The 20,823-nt window shown below is 66.4% G+C and carries 16 protein-coding genes; 4 read left to right on the top strand and 12 right to left on the bottom strand.

Features of this window, described 5'->3' with window-relative positions; all coding sequences use genetic code 11:
• Nucleotides 1-13 precede the first annotated feature (13 nt).
• From AC1ROK_RS21270 to AC1ROK_RS21310, 9 genes are all read right to left on the bottom strand, one after another.
• On the bottom strand, nt 14-2,314 hold the full coding sequence (locus AC1ROK_RS21270) for a methyl-accepting chemotaxis protein (RefSeq protein WP_492850616.1): 2,301 nt from the start codon (nt 2,312-2,314) through the stop codon (nt 14-16).
• A 172-nt stretch (nt 2,315-2,486) separates the two neighbouring features.
• Nucleotides 2,487-4,298 carry a methyl-accepting chemotaxis protein gene (locus AC1ROK_RS21275; protein WP_492850618.1) on the bottom strand — a complete coding sequence of 604 codons (1,812 nt, stop codon included), beginning with the start codon at nt 4,296-4,298 and terminating at the stop codon, nt 2,487-2,489.
• 260 nt (nt 4,299-4,558) lie between these two features.
• Nucleotides 4,559-6,580 (bottom strand): methyl-accepting chemotaxis protein, encoded by a 2,022-nt coding sequence (locus tag AC1ROK_RS21280; RefSeq protein ID WP_492850620.1) that lies wholly within the window; start codon nt 6,578-6,580, stop codon nt 4,559-4,561.
• An 89-nt stretch (nt 6,581-6,669) separates the two neighbouring features.
• Nucleotides 6,670-8,685 carry a methyl-accepting chemotaxis protein gene (locus tag AC1ROK_RS21285; protein ID WP_492850622.1) on the bottom strand — a complete coding sequence of 672 codons (2,016 nt, stop codon included), beginning with the start codon at nt 8,683-8,685 and terminating at the stop codon, nt 6,670-6,672.
• A 553-nt stretch (nt 8,686-9,238) separates the two neighbouring features.
• Nucleotides 9,239-9,664, bottom strand: a complete 426-nt coding sequence (locus AC1ROK_RS21290; RefSeq protein ID WP_492850624.1) for a F0F1 ATP synthase subunit epsilon — start codon at nt 9,662-9,664, stop codon at nt 9,239-9,241.
• A 61-nt stretch (nt 9,665-9,725) separates the two neighbouring features.
• Nucleotides 9,726-11,267, bottom strand: coding sequence for a F0F1 ATP synthase subunit beta (gene atpD, locus AC1ROK_RS21295; RefSeq protein ID WP_492850626.1), 1,542 nt, complete (start codon nt 11,265-11,267; stop codon nt 9,726-9,728).
• A 17-nt stretch (nt 11,268-11,284) separates the two neighbouring features.
• Nucleotides 11,285-12,163, bottom strand: a complete 879-nt coding sequence (locus AC1ROK_RS21300; protein ID WP_492850628.1) for a F0F1 ATP synthase subunit gamma — start codon at nt 12,161-12,163, stop codon at nt 11,285-11,287.
• Nucleotides 12,164-12,221: 58 nt separating this feature from the next.
• Complete coding sequence (atpA, locus tag AC1ROK_RS21305) at nt 12,222-13,754, bottom strand: F0F1 ATP synthase subunit alpha (protein WP_492850630.1); 1,533 nt, start codon at nt 13,752-13,754, stop codon at nt 12,222-12,224.
• A complete protein-coding gene (locus AC1ROK_RS21310; protein ID WP_492850632.1) occupies nt 13,754-14,314 on the bottom strand; it encodes a F0F1 ATP synthase subunit delta in 561 nt (186 codons plus the stop codon). The genes atpA and AC1ROK_RS21310 overlap by 1 nt, the downstream gene beginning before the upstream one ends.
• Nucleotides 14,315-14,658: 344 nt before the next feature.
• Between AC1ROK_RS21310 and AC1ROK_RS21315 the strand changes: the two genes are divergently transcribed.
• From AC1ROK_RS21315 to AC1ROK_RS21325, 3 genes are all read left to right on the top strand, one after another.
• Nucleotides 14,659-15,045, top strand: coding sequence for an MAPEG family protein (locus tag AC1ROK_RS21315; protein WP_492850633.1), 387 nt, complete (start codon nt 14,659-14,661; stop codon nt 15,043-15,045).
• Between the two features lie 91 nt (nt 15,046-15,136).
• Entirely contained in the window at nt 15,137-15,490 is a 354-nt protein-coding gene (locus tag AC1ROK_RS21320) for a YciI family protein (RefSeq protein ID WP_492850635.1), read from the top strand.
• 11 nt (nt 15,491-15,501) lie between these two features.
• Nucleotides 15,502-16,854, top strand: a complete 1,353-nt coding sequence (locus tag AC1ROK_RS21325; RefSeq protein WP_492850637.1) for an RNA polymerase sigma factor — start codon at nt 15,502-15,504, stop codon at nt 16,852-16,854.
• Between the two features lie 19 nt (nt 16,855-16,873).
• Here the strand turns inward: AC1ROK_RS21325 and AC1ROK_RS21330 are convergent, their stop codons facing one another.
• Nucleotides 16,874-19,042, bottom strand: a complete 2,169-nt coding sequence (locus tag AC1ROK_RS21330; protein ID WP_492850639.1) for a primosomal protein N' — start codon at nt 19,040-19,042, stop codon at nt 16,874-16,876.
• A 127-nt stretch (nt 19,043-19,169) separates the two neighbouring features.
• Between AC1ROK_RS21330 and AC1ROK_RS21335 the strand changes: the two genes are divergently transcribed.
• Nucleotides 19,170-19,652 (top strand): VOC family protein, encoded by a 483-nt coding sequence (locus AC1ROK_RS21335; protein ID WP_492850641.1) that lies wholly within the window; start codon nt 19,170-19,172, stop codon nt 19,650-19,652.
• Nucleotides 19,653-19,756: 104 nt separating this feature from the next.
• On the opposite strand, the gene AC1ROK_RS21340 is transcribed toward AC1ROK_RS21335, so the two are convergent.
• Nucleotides 19,757-20,422, bottom strand: coding sequence for a L,D-transpeptidase (locus AC1ROK_RS21340; protein WP_492850643.1), 666 nt, complete (start codon nt 20,420-20,422; stop codon nt 19,757-19,759).
• 69 nt (nt 20,423-20,491) lie between these two features.
• Nucleotides 20,492-20,812: a hypothetical protein gene (locus AC1ROK_RS21345; RefSeq protein ID WP_492850645.1), complete on the bottom strand. Its 321-nt coding sequence runs from the start codon at nt 20,810-20,812 to the stop codon at nt 20,492-20,494.
• Nucleotides 20,813-20,823 lie beyond the last annotated feature (11 nt).

Here is a 20,823-nt window from a genome sequence, read left to right on the forward strand (position 1 = left end):
TCACTCAACGTCACTAAGCCGCCCGCCGCATCCCACCATGCCCCTGCTCGGTCACCTGGAACACCTCGACGATGCGGTCGAGTTCCGAGGCCTGCGCTTCGGTCTGCTCGATCGCCGCGTTGGTTTGTTCGACCAGCGCCGCGTTGTGCTGGGTCATCTCGTCCATCTGGCGCACCGCAGTGTTGACCTCTTCGATCGCCGAGGCCTGCTCGTGGCTGTCGCGGGCGATCTTTTCCATCAGCTGGTTCGACGAGCGCGCTGCAACGAGGATCGCCTCGAGCTTTTCGGCCGCCTCCGCCACCAGCCGCGAGCCGGCCTTCACTTCACCGCCCGACTGCTCGATCAGCGCCTTCACTTCGCTGGAGGCCCCGGCAGCCGATTGCGCCAGCCGCCGCACTTCGACGGCCACCACCGCAAACCCCTTGCCCGCATCGCCGGCCCGCGCCGCTTCAACCGAGGCGTTGAGCGCCAGCAGGTTAGTCTGGAAGGCGATGTCGTCGATCATCCCGATGATGTTCGAAATCTTGCCCGATGAGGTGGTGATCCGCTCCATCGCCGCATTGGCTTCCTGCATCACCCCGCCGCCCTGCTCGGCCGCCAGCGTCACCCGCCCGGAGGCCTGGCTCGCCTGCTGCGCGTTCTCGGCGTTGGCCGTAACGGTCGAGGCCAGCTGCTCCATCGCCGCCGAGGTCTCCTCGATGGTCGCTGCCTGCTTGGTGGTGCGTTCGCTGAGGTCGTTGGCGCCTGAGAGGATCTCGCCGGTCGCCGTCTTCAGCGAGCGCGAGGTGCCCTTCAACTGCCCGACGATCTCGGTCAGCCGCTCGGCCACCGCGTTGGTATCGTCCTTCAGCCGCGCGAAGGCGCCGCCATATTGGCCGAGCACCCGCTGCGTCAGGTCGGTCTGCGCCAGCGCCGACAGCACTTCGCCGGTCTCGCTCAGCCCGCGGTCCACCGTCTCGACCAGCGAGTTGACGCTGCCCGCCAACGCGTTGAGCTCGGCATCGGGGAATTGTGCCGCAACGCGCTTCGAAAAGTCGCCCTCGATCGCCGCGTCCACCACGCCGCCGAACGCCTGCTGCAGCTCGGCCATCATCTTCACCCGCGCTTCCTGGTCGCGGATGATGCGCACGGCTTCGGCCTCGGTCATTTCGGCGACCTTCTTGCCGTTCTCGCGGAACACTTCCACCGCCCGCGCCAGCGTGCCCACCTCGTCGACACGATCGGTCCCCTGGACGCTGACCGAATAGTCGCCTTCCGCCATCACCTTGACGGTGCGGCCCATCGCCCCGAGCGGCCCGCCGACCAGTTGACGGATCAGCCCGAACAGGATCGCACAGGCCGCCAGCACGCAGATTGCCGACAGGAGGATGATCGTGGTGCGGCCTTCGTTGACCGCCGCCTGCAGCGTCGCCAGCGGTACGCTCGTCACCACCACCCAGCGATCTTCGGTGCCGCCGACGCTGAACGGCGCCGCCGTCTGCCTGACATCGGCATTGTCGGCTTCCTTGGCGGTATTGTCGGCCAGCGCTGCGGTGACAATGCTGCTCATCGGATCGGCCGCGTCGAGCGTCTTGCCGATCATCTGGGGGTCGGGGTGCGCGACGACGATGCCCTTGGCCGAGACCACCGCGACATTGCCGGTACCGAACGGCTTCAGCTCGGCCATCCGGGTGTTGATATCGCTCAGCGACAGGTCGACGCCGCCGGTGCCGAGGTAGGTCGCGCCGTCGGTGATCGGCGCGCCGAACGACATGATCAGCATGTCCTTGCCGGCCACCGTGTAGTTGTAGGGCTCGATGGCGACAGCACGCCCCAGCGCCTTGGGCTGCAGGTAGTAGTCGCCGGCGCCCGGCTGGTCGTAGCCGGTCAGCGCCTCCAGCACCACCGAACCCGAACCGCGGTTCCAGTACGGGATATAGCGGCCGGTCGCGTCGTGCCCGGGCTTGTTCGCCGAGGCGGCGTCATTGCCGTCCAGCGCATTGGGCTCCCAGCCCGACCAGGCGCCGAGCAGCCCCGGATTGCGCTCGAGGAACTGCCGGATGGTCGCGTCATACACGGCGCGGTCTTTCACCCCTGCGGTATGCAGCCCCTGCAGCGCCGTCACGATCCCCTCGGCCGCCCGCTCACCGCGCAGCAGGTCGGTGGAAACCTGCGCCGCGATCCCCTCAGTGGTCTCCGCCTGCAACTGGCGCGTCTGCGCCTCCATGGTGCCGCCGACCTGCTGCACCAGCAGCGTCATACCGATGGCGAACACGGCTGTAAGGGCCGCGCCGCCGAGCAGCGCAACCTTGAGAGAGAGGGAACGAATACGCATGCGGGGACGGCTCCTGCCGAATAGTGCTTCCTCGCATATTCAGCGCAGTCCGCCGTTAAAGAACGGTCAACCACGATGGCTCCGATGCCAAAATATTAGGCAGCAGCGTCTGGCGAGAAAGACCAGACCCCGGGCACTGACCGGGGTCCATGATCAGCGATGCTGGAGAGCCTCAGAACTCCGCCCAGTCCCTCGCCACCGCGGCGTTGCCCTCGCTGAGATAGCTGCGGGCGGCCGCCTTCACCTTCTGCTGCAGCGCCTTGACGCTGCCGGGGCGCGGCTCGACTGGCATCGACATCGCCGATCCGCCCTCGTCGATCGAGAACACGTCGACGATCTTGTCGAGTTCGGTCGCCTGCCCCTCGGTCTGCTCGATTGCCGCATTGGTCTGTTCGACCAGCGCGGCGTTCTGCTGCGTCATCTCGTCGAGCACCCGCACCGCCGAGCTCACTTCCTCGATGGCGCCCGCCTGTTCGCGGCTCGCGGTGGCGATGCCTTCGATCAGGTTCGAGCTCTCGCGCGCCGTCTCCAGCATGGCGACCAGCTTCTGCGCCGCCTCGGCCACCAGCTTCGAGCCGCCGGCGACTTCGGCACCCGATTGCTCGATCAGCGCCTTCACCTCCGATGAGGCGCTCGCTGCCGACTGCGCCAGCCGCCGCACCTCCACCGCTACCACCGCAAAGCCCTTGCCGGCATCGCCGGCCCGCGCGGCTTCGACTGAGGCGTTGAGGGCAAGGAGGTTGGTCTGGAAGGCGATGTCGTCGATCATCCCGATAATGTTGGAGATCTTGCCCGACGAGGTGGTGATCCGCTCCATCGCCGCGGTCGCCTTCTCCATCACCGCGCCGCCTTCGGTCGCCGTCTTGCTGACATCCTGCGCCTTGATCGAGGCATCCGCCGCCCGCTTGGCGTTCTCGGTCACGGTCGAGGCCAGTTGCTCCATCGACGCCGAAGTCTCCTCGATCGTCGCCGCCTGCTTGGTGGTGCGCTCGCTGAGATCATTGGCGCCCGACAGGATTTCGCCGGTTGCCGTCTTCAGCGCCCGCGAGGTGGTCTGCAGCGAGGTGACGATCTCGGTGATCCGCTCCAGCGACGCGTTGAACGCCTGCCGCAACCCCTCGTATTGCCCGGTGAACTGGGTATCCACCCGCCCGCCCAGGTCGCCGTCGGCCATCCGCGCCAGCGAGGTTTTCAGCAGCTCGATGATCGCCTCGGATTTCTTGCGCTCGGTGATGTCGGACGCAAACTTCACCACCTTCATCGGCTTGCCGGCAGCATCGAAGACCGGATTGTAGGAGGCCATGATCCAGACCTCCTTGCCGCCCTTGCCGAAACGCCTGAACTCCGACGCGATGAACTCGCCGCCGCGCAGCCGGGCCCAGAACTGCTCATACTCGGCGCTCGCCCCGTAGCCGGGCTCGACAAACATCCGGTGATGCCGGCCCTGGATCTCTTCCAGCCGATAGCCCAGCGTGGCGAGGAAGTTCTCGTTGGCGGTGAGGATGGTGCCGTCGAGCCTGAACTCGATCACCGCCTGCGAGCGGCTGATCGCCGCCACCTGCCCCGCCATGTCGGCGGCGCGATTCTTCTGCTCGGTAATATCGGAGGCGAACTTGATCACCTTGATCGGTTTGCCTGCCTTGTCGAGGATCGGATTATAGCTCGCCTGCAGCCAGATCTCCCGGCCACCCTTGCCGAAGCGGCGATACTCGCCCGCCTGGTACTGCCCCGCCCCCAGCGAGCGCCAGAACTCGGCATAGTCCAGCCCCTGCGCCTCGACGGGATCGACGAACAGCCGGTGGTGCTTGCCCTGGATCTCCTCCAGTGCATAGCCGGTCGCGCCGAGGAAATTGGCATTCGCCGTGACGATGGTGCCGTCGAGCTTGAACTCGATCACCGCCTGGCTGCGCATGATCGCCTCGACCTTGCTGCGATCATCGGAATGAGAAGCGCCGGCAAACCCGGCGAAAATAGACTGACCCATGACTTCTGCCCCCAAAAACCGCTTCTGCGGATGCGGCGCGATTTCACCGCATATCCGCTTGAGGAACCTGCAAGCCGGGCATGCGTATTAACGCGCGGTACACCATGACGGTGTGCGCCTTCGCACCTCCGTGAGCAGTTACTGCCCACATACGCAGTGATGCGTAACTGGCCGCATCTGCCTGTGCTGCGCGCTGCAGAAATGAAAAAGGGCGCCTTGTGGCGCCCCTTCGGTGAAGTCTGCGGCCATCGACCGTTAACCTAGAACTCATTCCAGTCCGTGCTGATCGCCGCGTTGCCCTGGCTGAGATAGACCTGCCGCGCGGCGCTCCTCGGCGCCGCCGGCGCCGTACCGGTCTCGGCGACGGTGAAGATGTCGACGATCCGATCCAGCTCGCCCGCCTGCGATTCCGTCTGCTCGATCGCCGCGTTGGTCTGTTCGACCAGCGCGGCATTGTGCTGCGTCATCTCATCGAGCGTCCGCACCGCAACGTTCACTTCCTCGATCGAGGAAGCCTGCGCCCGGCTCTCGCCGGCAATCCCCTGCAACAGCTCATAGTTGGTGCGCGCACCCTCGAGCATCACGCCGAGCTTGCTCGCGGCTTCCGCCACCAGCCGCGATCCGCCGGCCACTTCGGTACCCGACTGCTCGATCAGCGCCTTCACCTCGCTCGAGGCGCTCGCCGCCGATTGCGCCAGGCGCCGCACTTCCACCGCGACCACGGCGAAGCCCTTGCCCGCATCGCCCGCCCGCGCCGCTTCCACCGAAGCGTTGAGCGCCAGCAGGTTGGTCTGGAACGCGATGTCGTCGATCAGCCCGATGATATTGGAGATCTTCGCCGAAGATTGGGTGATCCGCTCCATCGCCGCCTCGGCCTCGCGCATCACCGCGCCACCCTGCTCGGCCGTCCGCGACACATCGGCCGCATTGCTGCTCGCCGACTCCGCCCGCTTGGCGTTCTCGAGCACCGTCACCGCCAGTTGCTCCATCGCCGCCGAGGTCTCCTCGATGGTCGCCGCCTGCTTGGTGGTGCGCTCCGAGAGATCGTTGGCGCCCGAGAGGATCTCGCCCGTCGCGACCTTGAGCGATCGCGAGGTCGCCCTGAGGTTGCTCACCACCGCGGCCAGCCGGTCGCCCACCGCGTTGGTGTCGTCCTTCAATCGAAGGAATGCCCCCTCGTACTGACCTTCGACCCGCTTGGTCAGGTCGGTATTGGCGAGCGCATTCAGCACCCCACCGGTTTCGTTGAGCCCGCGCTCCACCGTGTCGAACAGCCCGTTGAAGGCCCGTGCGATGCCGGCGAGGCTTTCATCGTCAAAATCGGTCGGCAGCCGCCCGCTGAAGTCACCGCGCATCGCCGCCCCGGTATATTCGGCCAGCAGCGCGCCCAGTTGATTGCCCTTCTCCTGCCGCACCCGCTCGACCGCCTGCGCCGCATCGTTCTGGGCCGTCATCTGCGCCCGCCCGACCAGCGCCTGGCGGAAGTCGGCCAGCACATGGCCGAGCATCGCCATCTCGGTGACCACCCCGCCACGCGTCGCCTCGACTTCAAGATCGCCGCCCGACAGCCGCTTGAACCCGGCCGTCATGCCGGCCAGCGGCTTGAGGAACAGGACGTTGGATAAGATCAGCGTCACCGCGGCGAGCAGCACGATCATCCCGAGCCCCACCAGGCTGGCGATATCGCTGAACCGCGCCGTCTGGGTTGCTTGGGCCATCAGGGTGGTATTGGCCGCCTCGATCGCGTCCGACACCCCACTCAACTGGCCTTCCAGCGCCTTGAACGCCTCGTTGAAGCCGGGCAGCGCCGCCTTGGCGCCGCCGAGGTTGCCGCTGGCGACCGAACTCACCACGTGCTCGGCCGATTCGAGGTAGGCGTTGAGCGGTTCCGAAACCGAGGCCGCCGCCTCCTTCACCGATTGCGGTACGTCGAGGCTGGCCTGCGCCGCCACGGCTTCGCGCATCGCCCCGCCATACTCGGCGATCTCGGTGCCGGCTTCCGCCACCCCGTTCGCGTCGTAAGTGATGCCGGAATACATTGCCCGGAACACCACGCCGCGCAGCCCGTCATGCAGCATGTCGGCGGTCATGTGCGCCCGCAGCGAACTCATCATCGCGGCCGAGCCGCGGGAGGCTTCCTGGAAGCTCTGCGACACCATGAAGGTCATCGCAGAGTAGATGCCGCCGATGGCGACGATCACCACGCCCAGCGCGATAACCACCATTCTGGTGGGGATGCCCGTTTTGAGCATCTGACCCAGCCGACCCAAACCGAACGCCATCTCGAACCTCCTGGTTCTCTGCGCCGCAGACCCAATGAGAAACGCTTAGGCGCTTATGGTTAATGCGCAGTTTCTGGAGCAGAACCTGCTCAGAACTCCGCCCAGTCGTCGGCCTTGATCGCGGTGTTGCCGCGGCTGAGGTAGGTTTTGGCCGCTGCCTTCACCCGCTGTTCCAGGGCCTTGATGCCGCGTTGCGGCGGCAGTTCCACCACTGGCGAGACCGCCTCGGCCTTGCCGTCGACGGTGAACACCGCGACGATCCGGTCGAGCTCGCTGGCCTGTGCCTCGGTCTGCTCGATCGCCGCATTGGTCTGCTCGACCAGCGCGGCGTTGTGCTGGGTCATCTCGTCCATCTGCCGGACGGCGGTATTGACCTCCTCGATCGCCGAGGCCTGCTCGCGGCTGTCGCGCGCAATGCCTTCCAGCAGCTCGCGGTTGCCGCGCACCGCCACCAGCATCTGCTCGAGCTTTGCGGCGGCTTCCGCCACCAGCTTCGAGCCGCCCTGCACTTGGCTCGCCGATTGCTCGATCAGCGCCTTCACTTCGGCCGATGCGCTCGCCGCAGACTGCGCCAGGCGCCGCACTTCCACGGCCACTACCGCAAAACCCTTGCCGGCATCGCCTGCCCGCGCTGCTTCCACCGAGGCGTTGAGGGCGAGCAGGTTGGTCTGGAAGGCGATGTCGTCGATCAGCCCGATGATGTTGGAGATCTTGGCCGAGCTCTCGGTGATCCGCCCCATCGCCGCATTGGCGCTCAGCATCACCGCGCCGCCGGCTTCTGCCGTTGTCGTCACCTGCCCGGCATTCTCCGACGCACCTGCGGCGCGCTGTGCATTGGCCAGCACCGTGGTCGCCAGTTGCTCCATCGCCGCCGAGGTTTCCTCGATGGTTGCCGCCTGCTTGGTGGTGCGCTCGGAAAGGTCATTGGCGCCCGACAGGATCTCGCCCGTCGCCGTCTTCAGGTCGAACGAGGTCTTCTTCAGCTGCGTCACGATATCGGTGAGCTTCTCGGCCACCGTGTTGATGTTGTGCTTCAATCGCGCGAACTCGCCTTCATAGGCGCCATCCATGCGCCGCGTCAGGTCGGCCTCGGCCAGCGCCTCGAGCACGTCGCCAGCCTCGTTCAGCCCGCCCGCCACCGTATCCATCAGCCCGTTGAAGTTGTTGGCGATGCGCTCGATGTCGGCATCGGCGAAATGCGCATCGATGCGCTGCGTCAGGTCGCCTTTCAGCGTCGCCGCCACCACGCCGTCGAAGGCGTTCTGGAAAGCCAGCATCATCTGGGCGCGCTCCGCCGCCTTCTCGTGCCGGCTGCGTTCGTCCTCGTTCATCTCGGCGACGCGAATGCCGTTCTCCTTGAACACCTGCACCGCGGCCGCCATCTGGCCGATCTCGTTCTTTTCGCCCGCATAGGGCACGTCGACGAAGTCGCCTTCGGCGATCCGCGCCATCGTCTCAGTCACCCGGGTCAGGGGGTTCGACACATAGCGCGTACCGACATAGAGCGCCGCGCCGACGCCGGCGAGCAGCCCCAGCAGCGTGGCGCCTGCCACCAGCGGCAGGATCAGCGCTTCGAAGCCGTCGATATCGGCCTTGATCGCCTCGAACTGCGCTCGGTCGTTCTCCACCACCGCGTCGATCTCGGCCTGGTAGGCCTTGCGGTTGGCGCGGTTGGCGTCGTTATTGCCCTGCGCATTGGCCTCGGCCGGATCGATCGTCGCGAGCCGCGCCGTCTCGGCGCGGAACTGCCGGAACTCTGCCGTGCGTGCCACCACCTGGTCGAAGGCCGGCCGGTCGGCCGCCGGCACCAGCGGTTGCCACTGGGCAAGGTGCGCGTCGATCTTGTCGAGCGACTTCAGCAGCCCTTCCGCGAACGGCGCCGCCTTCTCGACATTGGGCGAAGCATAGATGCCACGCGCGTCCATCACCACCGCGGTCACCAGCCGGTTGAGGTGCTCGCCGTTGAAGGCCCGCTGCGACGCAGCTTCGAGCTGCTCGGTACGCTCGGTGAACGATGCCGTCACATACATGGCGAGGCCACCGATCGCCGAGACCACCAGGCCCATCATGGCAACGATAAGGAAAAGGCGGGTCCGGATCTTCATTGGTCTGCGCTCGCTCTGCTTCTGGAGTGGACGACGTTGTGGACGACTTGCGGCAATGACTGAGCGCGTCCGGAATTGCTTCCGGTGACCGGCCTCGTTTTGCTGGGGATCACTTGGGCGCGGCTCCACAACTGGCCGCGGCTGTCCTGGCCCCGGCGCGGTTAGTCTTGCTGCATTCCCGATATCGACAATTACGCAGTTTGCCTTAAGGGATGGTGAATTGCTTCCGGTTGCGCATTTAGGCAATGCCAGCGTGATCCGGCTGTGCCTGATCCCGGTTCCTCCGCCCCCACGGTGTCACCCCGGCGAAGGCCGGGGCCCATCCTGAGGTGTCGAGTGGACCCTCGAACCCCGCCCCACCACCGGCTGTCATCCCTGCGAAAGCAGGGACCCCACGGCGAGGGCCTTGCCCTCGTCCGGCGCCGCAGCGCAAGTGGATGAATGGGTCCCTGCTTTCGCAGGGATGACACCGAGTTGGAGCGGGAGATCATGCCCTCAAAAACAAAACGGGCGCCCCGAAGGACGCCCGTCAAAACTTGCGTTCCTGCACCGCTTAGTGCGCGGTCGAACCCGTGCCCACCGCAGCGTCGAGCAGGAGGTTCCGCCAGCCGTCGATCTCTTCCTGCAGGCGCATTTCTTCATCGGCTGTATTCGCGGCCTGCTGGGCGGTGAGCCCGGCGGCGATCAACCCCTCGATCTTGGCGCGGTCGAACTCGGCGATATCCTGCGCCTCTTCGGCGAGGATGGTCAGCCCTTCGGGCGAGATGTCGGCAAAGCCGCCGCGCACGTAGTAGACGTGGCTGATCCCGTCATTGCGAACGACGGTCACGAAGCCCGGCTTCAGCGTGGTCATCAGCGGCGCGTGGTCGCCCAGCACGGTGAAATAGCCATCGGCGCCCGGCACGGTCACCGACTTCACGGTCTCCGACAGCAGCAGCCGCTCGGGCGAGACGATTTCGAGTTTGGTGCCTTCGGCCATGGTCCTGCCTTTGGGTTGAGCTGGGTCCGCCCGAAGGCGAACCCGAGTTCGTCAGATGAGCTTAGGCCGCGGCGGCCAGCTTCTGGGCCTTCTTGACCGCGTCTTCCATGGTGCCGACCATGTAGAACGCGGCTTCCGGCAGGTGGTCGTACTTGCCATCGACGAGGTCCTTGAACCCCTTGATGGTGTCTTCGAGCTGCACGAACACGCCCGGAGTACCGGTGAAGGCCTCGGCCACGTGGAACGGCTGGCTCATGAAGCGTTCGACCTTACGGGCGCGCGCCACGGTCAGCTTGTCCTCTTCGGAAAGCTCGTCCATGCCCAGGATCGCGATGATGTCCTGGAGCGCCTTGTAGCGCTGCAGGATCTGCTGCACCTGGCGAGCGGTGTTGTAGTGCTCTTCGCCGACGATGTTGGCCGAGAGCATGCGCGAGGTGGAGTCCAGCGGGTCCACGGCCGGGTAGATGCCCTTCTCGGAGATGGCGCGGTTCAGCGTCGTCGTCGAGTCAAGGTGCGCGAACGAAGTCGCCGGCGCCGGGTCGGTCAAGTCGTCGGCCGGCACGTAAATCGCCTGCACCGAAGTGATCGAGCCCTTGTTGGTGGTGGTGATGCGTTCCTGCAGCGCGCCCATGTCGGTGGCGAGCGTCGGCTGGTACCCCACCGCCGACGGAATACGGCCGAGCAGAGCCGACATTTCGGCGCCCGCCTGGGTGAAGCGGAAGATGTTGTCGACGAAGAACAGCACGTCCTGGCCTTCGTCGCGGAAGTGCTCGGCGACGGTAAGGCCGCTGAGCGCCACGCGGGCACGCGCCCCCGGGGGCTCGTTCATCTGGCCGAACACCAGGGCGCACTTCGAACCGGCGGTCGAGCCGTTGTTCTCGTGCGGGTCCTTGTTCACGCCCGATTCGATCATTTCGTGGTAGAGGTCGTTGCCCTCGCGGGTGCGCTCACCCACGCCGGCGAACACCGAGTAACCACCGTGCGCCTTGGCGACGTTGTTGATCAGCTCCTGGATCAGCACGGTCTTGCCCACGCCGGCGCCGCCGAACAGGCCGATCTTGCCGCCGCGTGCATAGGGGGCGATCAGGTCCACGACCTTGATGCCGGTGACGAGGATCTGTGCTTCCGAGGCCTGCTCGGTGAACGAAGGCGCATCCTGGTGGATGGCGCGGCGCGACTTGGTCACCACCGGGCCGGCTTCGTCCACCGGTTCGCCGATCACGTTCATGATGCGGCCCAGCGTCTCGTCGCCGACCGGCACCGAGATCGCCGCACCGGTGTCGACCACCACGGCACCGCGGACCAGGCCTTCGGTGGTGTCCATGGCGATGGTGCGCACGGCGTTCTCGCCGAGGTGCTGCGCCACTTCGAGGACCAGGCGGTTGCCGTTATTGTCGGTCTCGAGCGCGTTCAGGATCGCCGGCAGGTGACCCTCGAAGGTCACGTCCACCACGGCGCCGATCACCTGCGAAACCTTGCCCACCGGCGTACCGGCGGCCACGGCTGCTGCGGGAGTGCTCGCGGCCTTGCGGGCCGGGGCTTTCTTGGCGGCGGGAGCCTTGTCGGTCGCCGGGGCTTTTGCTGCAGTTGCTGCGCGGGCCATGATTTACCTCGTTCCTGCTAGAGCGCTTCCGCGCCCGAAATGATTTCGATGAGTTCTTTGGTGATCTGGGCCTGGCGCTGCCGGTTGTAGACCAGCGTCAGCTTCTTGATCATCTCGCCGGCGTTGCGCGTCGCGTTGTCCATGGCGCTCATCTGCGCGCCGAAGAACGAAGCGTTGTTCTCGAGCAGTGCCCGGAAGATCTGCACCGAGATGTTGCGCGGCAGCAGATCCTCGAGGATCGCTTCCTCGTCCGGCTCGTATTCGTAGCTCAGCGTGTCCTCGGCACCCGCGGCCGGAGCCTCGAACTTGGCCGGGATCAGCTGGTGCGCCGTCGGGATCTGCGCGATCACCGAGCGGAAGCGCGAGTAGAACAGCGTGGCCACGTCGAACTCGCCCGCCGCATACATGGCGAGCACCTTGTCGCCGACGCTGGCGGCGTTGACGTAGCCGAGCTGGCGCACTTCGCGGAACGAGATCGTCTCGATGATCTTGTCGGCGAAGCCGCGCTTCAGGATGTCGTTACCCTTGCGGCCGACGGTGAGGATCTTCACCGTCTTGCCTTCGGCGATCAGCTTCTGCGCCGTTTCGCGGGCGAGGCGGGCGATCGACGAGTTGAAGCCGCCGGCGAGGCCACGCTCGCCGGTCGCAACGACCAGAAGGTGCACCTGGTCACGACCGTTGCCGGCGAGCAGCGCCGGAGCGTCCGCACGGCCGGCATAGGCTGCGCCCAGCGCCGCGAGCACGTTGCCCATGCGCTCGGCATAGGGACGCGCCGCCTCGGCTGCTTCCTGGGCGCGGCGAAGCTTCGCCGCTGCCACCATCTGCATGGCCTTGGTGATCTTCTGGGTCGATTTGACCGAGGCGATCCGGTTCTTAAGGTCCTTTAGCGAGGGCATCGGGCCGCTCTACTCCCCTGGCGCGGCCCCAGCGGACCGCGCGCCTATCGGAATGGTCTTACGAGAACGTCTTCTTGAACGCGTCGATGGCGGCCTTGAGCTTGGCGCGCAGGTCATCCGACAGCGCCTTCTCCTTGGCGATCGCCGACAGCACGTCGGAAGCCTTGGAGCGGAGATAGCCGAGCAGGCCAGCCTCGAACTCGCCGACCTTCGACACCGGCAGGTCGTCCAGGTAGCCCTGGCCGCCGGCAAAGATCACCGCGACTTCTTCTTCCGGCTTCAGCGGCGCAAACTGCGGCTGCTTCAAGAGCTCCGTCAGGCGGGCGCCGCGGTTGAGCAGGCGCTGCGTGGCGGCGTCGAGGTCGGAACCGAACTGCGCGAACGCAGCCATCTCGCGATACTGCGAGAGTTCGCCCTTCAGCGAGCCGGCAACCTGCTTCATCGCCTTGATCTGGGCGTTACCACCCACGCGCGACACCGAGATACCGACGTTCACCGCCGGGCGGATGCCCTGGAAGAACAGGTTGGTCTCGAGGAAGATCTGGCCGTCGGTGATCGAAATCACGTTGGTCGGAATGTAGGCGGACACGTCGTTCGCCTGGGTCTCGATCACCGGCAGCGCAGTCAGCGAACCAAGACCGTGATCTTCGTTCAGCTTGGCGGCGCGCTCCAGCAGACGCGAGTGCAGGTAGAACACGTCGCCCGGGTAAGCCTCACGGCCCGGCGGACGGCGCAGCAGCAGCGACATCTGGCGGTAGGCGACGGCCTGCTTGGTCAGATCGTCATAGGCAATCACGGCGTGCATGCCGTTGTCGCGGAAGTACTCGCCGATGGCGGCGCCGGTCATCGGCGCGAGGAACTGCATCGGGGCCGGGTCGGACGCGGTCGCCGCGATGACGATCGAGTATTCCAGCGCGCCGGCATCTTCCAGCACCTTGACGAACTGCGCCACGGTCGAGCGCTTCTGCCCGACGGCGACGTAGATGCAGTACAGCTTCTCGCTCTCGGGAGCGTTGGCCGCATGCGCCGGCTTCTGGTTGAGGAAGGTGTCGAGAATGACGGCGGTCTTGCCGGTCTGGCGATCGCCAATGATCAGTTCGCGCTGGCCGCGACCGATCGGGATCAGCGCGTCGATGGCCTTGAGGCCGGTCGACATCGGCTCGTGCACCGACTTGCGCGGCAGGATGCCCGGGGCCTTCACGTCGACGCGGCGGCGTTCCTTGGCCTTGAGCGGGCCCTTGCCGTCGATCGGGTTGCCGAGCGCGTCGACCACGCGGCCCAGCAGTTCCTTGCCGACCGGGGTATCCACGATCGAGCCGGTACGCTTGGCGACGTCGCCTTCCTTGATCTCGCGGTCGGCGCCGAACAGCACCACGCCGACATTGTCGGTTTCGAGGTTCAGCGCCATGCCCTTGATGCCGCCCGGGAACTCGACGAGCTCACCGGCCTGCACGTTGTCGAGGCCGTAGACGCGGGCGATACCGTCGCCAACCGACAGAACCTGACCGACTTCGGAAACTTCCGCTTCCTGGCCGAAGTTCTGAATCTGCTCCTTGAGGATCGCAGAGATTTCCGCGGCTTTGATATCCATTATCCGACCTCTTTCATCGCGATCTTCATCGCCGTGAGCTTGGTTTTGAGTGAGCTGTCGATCATCTGGCTACCGACCTTGACCACAAGGCCACCGATCAGGCTGGGATCGACATGTTGGTTGAGCGTGACGGACTTGCCGATCTTCGCCTTGAGCGTATCGGCCAGCGTCTTGACCTGGGCCGCGGTGAGCGGCGTCGCCGAGGTCACGTCGGCATTGACTTCGCCACGGGCGCCGGCGGCGCGTTCGCGGAACGCCTGGATGATCGCCGGCAGCGCGAACAGCCGGCCGTTGCGGGCCACGACCTTCACGAAATTGCCGACCGTGGTGTGCGCCTTGGCGCGCTCCAGCACGGCGTGGATGGCCTGCGCCTTCTCTTCGGTGTTGATCACCGGGGAGCGAAGGAACCGGGCAAAATCCGGGCTTTGTTCAGAAAGGGCGAGGAGGTTCACCAACCCCTGCTCGACCGCTGCGACGGAACCGTCGGCTGCGGCGAGATCGTAGAGCGCCGACGCATATGGCCGCGCGATCTGGGTAAGCACTGAATTCTGCGCTGCCAATGCCCCGTCACCCTCGTGCTGCGCAACCCGAATCCGGCCGATGGAGGCGCCGGAGGCTGCTTTCGCTTATGATTGTTCGCCGGGGGAAAGCGGATAGCCCCCCGGATTTCGCGCCCCCTCTAACATGCAAGATCGGCACCCGCAAGGCACCGGAACACGAGTCTTTCGGGGAGTTTTGTCGCAGGGGACCGAGTGTGGCGGACGGTCCTCGTCCTGCCCCTGCCGGGAGCTGTGGGCAAGGCGGCGAACCCGCGATCAAAGAATCTCCGCCGCACCTGTCGATCACCCTCTCGCCCATTCGTCATTGCCCGCAATTTCGCACCACTCGGACAAGGACGCCTCAGATGAGCTTTCCCGTCACTTCCCTCTATGCCGCCGTCTTCACTTTGCTCGTCATCGTGCTCGCCAACATCATCAGCGCCCGCCGCGGCAAGGCTGGTATCTCGATCCTGCACGGCGACGACATGACCCTGGCGCTGTGGATACGTCGCCATGGCAACCTGGTTGAGAACCTGCCGCTCGCCCTGATCCTGATGGGCCTATGCGAAGCCTCCGGCCTGCCGTCGCTCTGGCTCAACGTCATGGGCATCGTGCTGATCATCGCCCGGCTGTCGCATCTCATCGGCCTCAGCGTCGACAAGCCTGCTGCCCCGCTCCGCATCATCGGCGGTGCCGGCACGCAACTGGTCCTCATCGCTGCCGCCGGCTGGCTGGTCTGGTCGCAGTTCTGACTTTTCGTCGCTAAGCTGTCGATCGTGCCTCGGCCCGTTCGTCATTGCTCGCCTCGCTCACCCGACGCGGGGCCACTATGGAGATTTCGAGATGAAGTACATGGCATTGATCTACTCCGTCCCCGGCTCTGCCCCCGCCTACGGCACGCCGGAATTCGGCCCCTTCATGGCCGCTTACCAGGCCGCCAACGAGCGCTTCGCCAAAGACGGCGTGCTGATCGCCGGAGAGGCACTTGAGGACACGTCCACGGCCACGACGCTCCGGATCCGCAACGGCCAGACCGAAACCCTCGATGGTCCGTTCGCCGAATCGAAGGAGCAACTGGGCGGCTTCTACATCTTCGAGTGCCAGAGCCTCGACGATGCGCTGCGCTATGCGGCAATGATTCCCACTGCCGCGACCGGTTCGGTGGAAATCCGGCCGATCCAGAACCTTCCGCGCTGATGCGGACGGACATGACAGTCTCCGACGCCGTCGCCACGGAGATCGATCGGATCATCCGCGCCGATGGCGGCCGGCTGCTGTCGTGCCTGGTGGTCATCCTGCGCGATTTCCAGCTTGCCGAAGACAGCCTGCAGGACGCGCTCGAGTCGGCCATCGTCCACTGGGGGCGCTCCGGCGTCCCCAGTTCACCCTCCGCCTGGCTGATGCGCACTGCCCGCCGCAAGGCCATCGACCGCATCCGCCGTGCCATCAATTTCCGCCACAAAGCGAAAGAGCTCGAAGCACTGATCGCACTCGACGCGGCCGACGACCCCGAAACCGCCGACGCCATCCCCGATGAGCGGCTGAAGCTGATTTTCACCTGCTGCCATCCGGCGCTCGAGCGGAGCGTCAGTGTCGCGCTGACCCTGCGCTCGATCTGCGGTCTGACCACCGAGGAAATCGCGCGCGCCCACCTGGTGACGCCTGACGCCATGGCGCAGCGGTTGGTCCGCGCCCGCCACAAGATCGCCAAGGCCGGTATCGGCTACGAAATCCCCGGTCCCGAGGGTTTTGCCGCTCGCCTCGATGCCGTCCTCACGGTGATCTACCTGATCTTCAACGAAGGCTACGCCGCCTCATCCGGCCAGTATCTGCGCACCGACCTGTGCGAGGAAGCCATCCGCCTCGCCCGCCTGCTCGACCAGTTGATACCCGCCGAACCGGAGGTTGAGGGCCTGCTTGCCCTGGTGCTGCTCCATCACTCCCGCAGCCGGACCCGGCTCACCCCGGACGGCGCCTTGATCGCGCTCGAGCGCCAGGACCGCGCCGGCTGGAACCGCATCCTCATCGACGAGGGTGCCGCGCTCGTTACCACCGCACTCGGCCGCCGTCGTGCCGGCCCGTACCAGTTGCAGGCCGCCATCGCCGCGCTGCACGCCGAAGCCGACAGTTTTGCCGCCACCGACTGGCCGCAGATCGTGCTGCTCTACGACGAGCTGCTCCGCCGCCGGCCCAACCCGGTCTTCGCCCTCAACCGTCTCGTCGCCCTGTCTTACACTTGCGGCCCCGCCGATGCCCTTGCCCAGTTGCAACCACTGGCCGCGGAGCTTCGGCGCTATCAACCCTACCACGCTGTCCGCGCCGACCTGCACGCGCGGCTCGGCCAGGCGGACGAGGCGAGAGCGCACTATGACCAAGCCATCGAACTCTCGACGAGCGAGGCGGAGCGCCAATATCTCAGGGCGCACCGTGAGCTACTGAAGGCCCCCTCACCCGGCCTTCGGACCGACCTCTCCCCCCTAGGGAGAGGTGACGAGGAGGCGAGATCGCGCCACAGCTCCACCTCTCCCTCGGGGGAGAGGTCGCCGCGAAGCGGCGGGTGAGGGGGCCTTTTCTGTCGCGCTACAGAAAACTCTGCGGGTCGATATCCACCTGCACCCTGAGGTTTCCAGTGGTCTTGGGCGCCTGCTCCAGCCAGAACCGCACATAGCCGCTGAGATCGAAATCCTTGCCGGACTGTGCCAGCAGCCGCACCCGGTGCCTGCCCCTGATCATCGAGATCGGCGCATCCGCCGGCCCGAACAGCTTCAACCCTTCCGCCAGCGGCGCGGCGCTCAACAGCTGTTTGGCGTAGGCGAAAGCCGGATCGTGCTCGTTGGCCGAAACGACCAGCGCCGCCAGCCGTCCGAACGGCGGCAGCCCGCCCGCCTCGCGCGCCAGCAGCTCGTGCCGGTAAAACGCCTCGCGGTCGCCCTTGACCATCGCCTTCATCACCGGATGATCCGGATGATAGGTCTGGAGGAACGCCTTGCCGGCGCGGTTGGCGCGGCCGGCGCGCCCGGTCACCTGCGTCAGGATCTGGAAGGTCCGCTCAGCCGCCCGCGGGTCGCCGCGATCGAGGCCGAGATCGGCGTCGAGCACCCCGACCAAAGTCAGTTTCTCGAAATGGTGTCCCTTGGCGACGAGCTGCGTGCCCACCACCAGGTCGTATTCGCCGCGCTCGATCTCGGCAAACCGCTCCCTGAGCTGCTGGTTCGAGCCCATGTCGGACGAAAGGATCACCATGCGCGTGCCCGGGAAACGCTCGGCCGCCTCTTCCGCCACCCGCTCGATCCCCGGCCCGATCGGCGTCAGCGAGTCGACTGCACCACATTCGGTGCAGGCCTTGGGCACCCGCTGCTCGTGCCCGCAATGGTGGCACATCAAGACGCCGCGGAAGCGGTGCTCGACCAGCCAGGCCGAGCAGTCCGGGCACTGGTACTGGTGCCCGCAGGCCTTGCACAGCGTCAGCGGCGCATAGCCGCGCCGGTTGAGGAACAACAGCGCCTGTTCGCCCCGGTCGAGCGTCGCGAACACCTCGCGCGCCAGTTTGGGCGCGATCCACTGCCCCTTTTCCGGCGGCTCCTCGCGCATGTCGATCGGCGCGATGTCGGGCATACCCGCCTCGGCAAAGCGCGAGGTCAGCAGCACATGCTTGTAGCGCCCCTGGTTGGCGTTGTTCCGGCTTTCGACCGACGGCGTCGCTGAGCTCAGGATCACCCGCGCCTCGGCAAACCTTGCCCGCACCACGGCCATGTCGCGGGCGTGGTAGTTCACTCCGTCATACTGCTTGAACGCCCCGTCATGCTCCTCGTCGAGCACCACCAGGCCGAGCTCGCGGAACGGCAGGAACAGCGCCGAGCGTGCCCCCAGCACCACCCTGACGTCGCCGTTCAGCACCGAGCGCCAGGTGCGCGCCCGCTGTGCCGGCGTCATATCCGAATGCCACTCGGCCGGCCGCGTGCCGAAGCGCTTGGTGAAACGCTCGACAAAGGTCGAGGTCAGCGCAATCTCCGGCAGCAGCACCAGCGCCTGCCGCCCGGCCCTCAGCGTATCGGCCACCGCCTCGAAGAACACTTCGGTCTTGCCGCCGCCGGTCACGCCGTCGAGCAGCGCCACCCCGAAGCCGCCGACATCGATCTCGCGGATCTGCGCAATTGCCGCGGCCTGCTCCTCGCTCAGTGTCGGCGGCGCGGCGTCCGGATCGGGCGGCAGCGCGATCGGTGGCGGCGCCATCTCGACCCGCTCGAGCGCCCCGGCCCTCTCCAGGCCCTCGACCACCGAGGCCGAGACCCCGGCTTCGCCGATGATCGCCGACTTGGCCCAGGCCTGCCCGTCAATCAGCAGGTCGAGCACCTTGTCGCGCGATTTGGTGCGCTTGTCCGGCTCCACCCCGGTCGATCGGAAGGCGGTGATCGGCCGCTCCGGCTCCAGCGCCTCGGTCGAGCGCAACACGCTGCGCAGCACCAGCCCCGGCGCCGCCAGCGTGTATTTCGACACCCAGTCGACCGTCTTCAGCAGCTCTTCGCTGAGCGGCGGCGTGTCGTAGACCTGCGCGATATCCTTCAGCCGGTTATGCGCGTAATTGTCCTTGGGCAGCCCCCAGACGACGCCCAGCGTCAGCCGCCCGACCAGCGGCACCGCGACGATCGAGCCGCGCTGCACCTCCATGCCATAGGGCACGCGATAGCTGTACGGCCCGTCGACCGACACGCTCACCATCACCGCCACGATGTCGGGGGACTTTTCCATCTGTGCCCGCTTTGTTCACGGCTGAGATGGGAATTGCAAGGGCCTTCGCCAAACTCTTAGGCTGCTGCCGCGTTCTGTCAGCAGTCTCGGTTCAACTGACCCGTGCCCAACCCATGAGGAGCGTCCCATGCCCAGCACGATTCCCGAAGGCTACACCACCGTCACGCCGTGGATCATTTCCGCCGATACCCCGCAGCTGATCGATTTCGTCGTCGCCGCCTTCGACGGGGTCGAACTGGGCCGCACGCCTAACCCCGATGGCAGCATCGGTCACGCCGAAATCCGTATCGGCGATGCCGTGGTGATGGCTTTCGACGCGCCCCCGGGCATCGCCCCGATGCCCGCCTTCATCCGGCTCTACGTGCAGGATGCGCGCAAGGGCTTCGCCAGGGCGCTCGAAGCCGGCGCCACCGAAGTCACCAAGCCGACCCTGCTCGCCTTCGGCGACCGTGTCGCCCGCGTCCGCGACCCGCTCGGCAACATCTGGTGGCTGCAGCAGCGCGTCGAAGAGGTCTCCGAATCGGAGATGCAGCAACGCTGGGGCGACCCGAGATGGTCCGAGCCCATGGCCTATGTACAGAACTCACTGGCCGAAGCGCTGAAGCACTAGGGGGCGCCGGCTTCCGAGCCGGCACCTGCTCACCCCACGCACTGCCGTCATCCCCGCGAAGGCGGGGACCCAGTGCGGACTCTCAGCGTTATCGAGCGTCGAGGTCACATCACCAGAATCGGCGACCCACTCGGCACCCGCTGATAGAGATCGATCACGTCCTGGTTGAGCAGCCGCACGCAGCCCGACGAGATCGCCTTGCCGATGGTCCGCTCGTCGGTCGCCCCGTGCAGGCGGTAGATCGTGTCGCGTCCATCCTTGAAGATATAGAGCGCCCGCGCCCCCAGCGGGTTCTCGAGGCTCGGCGCCATGCCACGGCGATAGGGCTCGAGCTCGGGCTGCCGGTCGATCATCTCGCTCGGCGGCGTCCAGGTCGGCCATTCACGCTTGTACTGGATCACGCCGCGCCCCGACCAGGTGAAGCCGTCGCGGCCGATGCCGACGCCATAGCGCATCGCCTTGCCGTTCTCCTGTACCAGGTAAAGGAAGCGGTGCGCCGTATCGACCACCACGGTGCCCGGGCGTTCGCCCGTCGGGTCGTCCACGATCTGCCGCCAGAACTGCGGTTCGATCAGGTCCATGCGCGCCGCCGGAATCGGGAAGCGCTCCTCGGGCCGCGCCGCGTACATGGCGAGCACGTCGTCCGGAATGCGAACGGTTTCGGTTGCGAGCCGGGGGGCGCCGGAGGTGGCGCAGCCGGCGAGGGCGAGGGCCGCAAAGCTCGCCGCCCCGGCGAGCAGCGCCCGGCGGCCGATGATCAGGTCAGTCATTTTAAATGTCTCTATTGGCGGCCGGGAGGGGGCCGCGTTGGGGGTCATTGATAGCGATGTGGTTGGGGGTCAGCCCAGCCGGGGCGGGGGCAGTTCCGCGAGCGGCGACCGACCTTGCCGCATCGGCTGGTCGGCGAGGCCGAGGGCCCATTGCGCCACGGTGGCCCGCGGCACTTCGACAACCCGTCGGCTCAGTTCCGGCTGCGGCGGCATCACGCGCTTGCCGCCCTGCATCTCGCAAGGGTTCGGCAGATGCGCCGGCCCGCCGTCATGGCTGGCGCTGATCGTCGGCAACCCGCTATTGGCGATGCAGACCCCAGCCGCGAAGCTGGGGCTCAACAGCGCGAGCAGCGCGACGCACAGCGTCAAAATGGCAACCAACCGATGCATGTCGCCCGCAT

It is taken from the genome of Devosia sp. GW821-FHT12F11, assembly GCF_058806655.1.

Excerpts from the sequence above, each read along its gene's own strand:
- AC1ROK_RS21285 (WP_492850622.1), bottom strand. The coding sequence starts at position 8,685 with ATGAAGATCCGGACCCGCCTTTTCCTTATCGTTGCCATGATGGGCCTG.
- AC1ROK_RS21275 (WP_492850618.1), bottom strand. The coding sequence starts at position 4,298 with ATGGGTCAGTCTATTTTCGCCGGGTTTGCCGGCGCTTCTCATTCCGAT.
- AC1ROK_RS21330 (WP_492850639.1), bottom strand. The coding sequence starts at position 19,042 with ATGGAAAAGTCCCCCGACATCGTGGCGGTGATGGTGAGCGTGTCGGTC.
- AC1ROK_RS21325 (WP_492850637.1), top strand. The coding sequence starts at position 15,502 with ATGACAGTCTCCGACGCCGTCGCCACGGAGATCGATCGGATCATCCGC.
- AC1ROK_RS21290 (WP_492850624.1), bottom strand. The coding sequence starts at position 9,664 with ATGGCCGAAGGCACCAAACTCGAAATCGTCTCGCCCGAGCGGCTGCTG.
- AC1ROK_RS21320 (WP_492850635.1), top strand. The coding sequence starts at position 15,137 with ATGAAGTACATGGCATTGATCTACTCCGTCCCCGGCTCTGCCCCCGCC.
- atpD (WP_492850626.1), bottom strand. The coding sequence starts at position 11,267 with ATGGCCCGCGCAGCAACTGCAGCAAAAGCCCCGGCGACCGACAAGGCT.
- AC1ROK_RS21335 (WP_492850641.1), top strand. The coding sequence starts at position 19,170 with ATGCCCAGCACGATTCCCGAAGGCTACACCACCGTCACGCCGTGGATC.
- atpA (WP_492850630.1), bottom strand. The coding sequence starts at position 13,754 with ATGGATATCAAAGCCGCGGAAATCTCTGCGATCCTCAAGGAGCAGATT.
- AC1ROK_RS21340 (WP_492850643.1), bottom strand. The coding sequence starts at position 20,422 with ATGACTGACCTGATCATCGGCCGCCGGGCGCTGCTCGCCGGGGCGGCG.
- AC1ROK_RS21270 (WP_492850616.1), bottom strand. The coding sequence starts at position 2,314 with ATGCGTATTCGTTCCCTCTCTCTCAAGGTTGCGCTGCTCGGCGGCGCG.
- AC1ROK_RS21315 (WP_492850633.1), top strand. The coding sequence starts at position 14,659 with ATGAGCTTTCCCGTCACTTCCCTCTATGCCGCCGTCTTCACTTTGCTC.
- AC1ROK_RS21345 (WP_492850645.1), bottom strand. The coding sequence starts at position 20,812 with ATGCATCGGTTGGTTGCCATTTTGACGCTGTGCGTCGCGCTGCTCGCG.
- AC1ROK_RS21300 (WP_492850628.1), bottom strand. The coding sequence starts at position 12,163 with ATGCCCTCGCTAAAGGACCTTAAGAACCGGATCGCCTCGGTCAAATCG.
- AC1ROK_RS21280 (WP_492850620.1), bottom strand. The coding sequence starts at position 6,580 with ATGGCGTTCGGTTTGGGTCGGCTGGGTCAGATGCTCAAAACGGGCATC.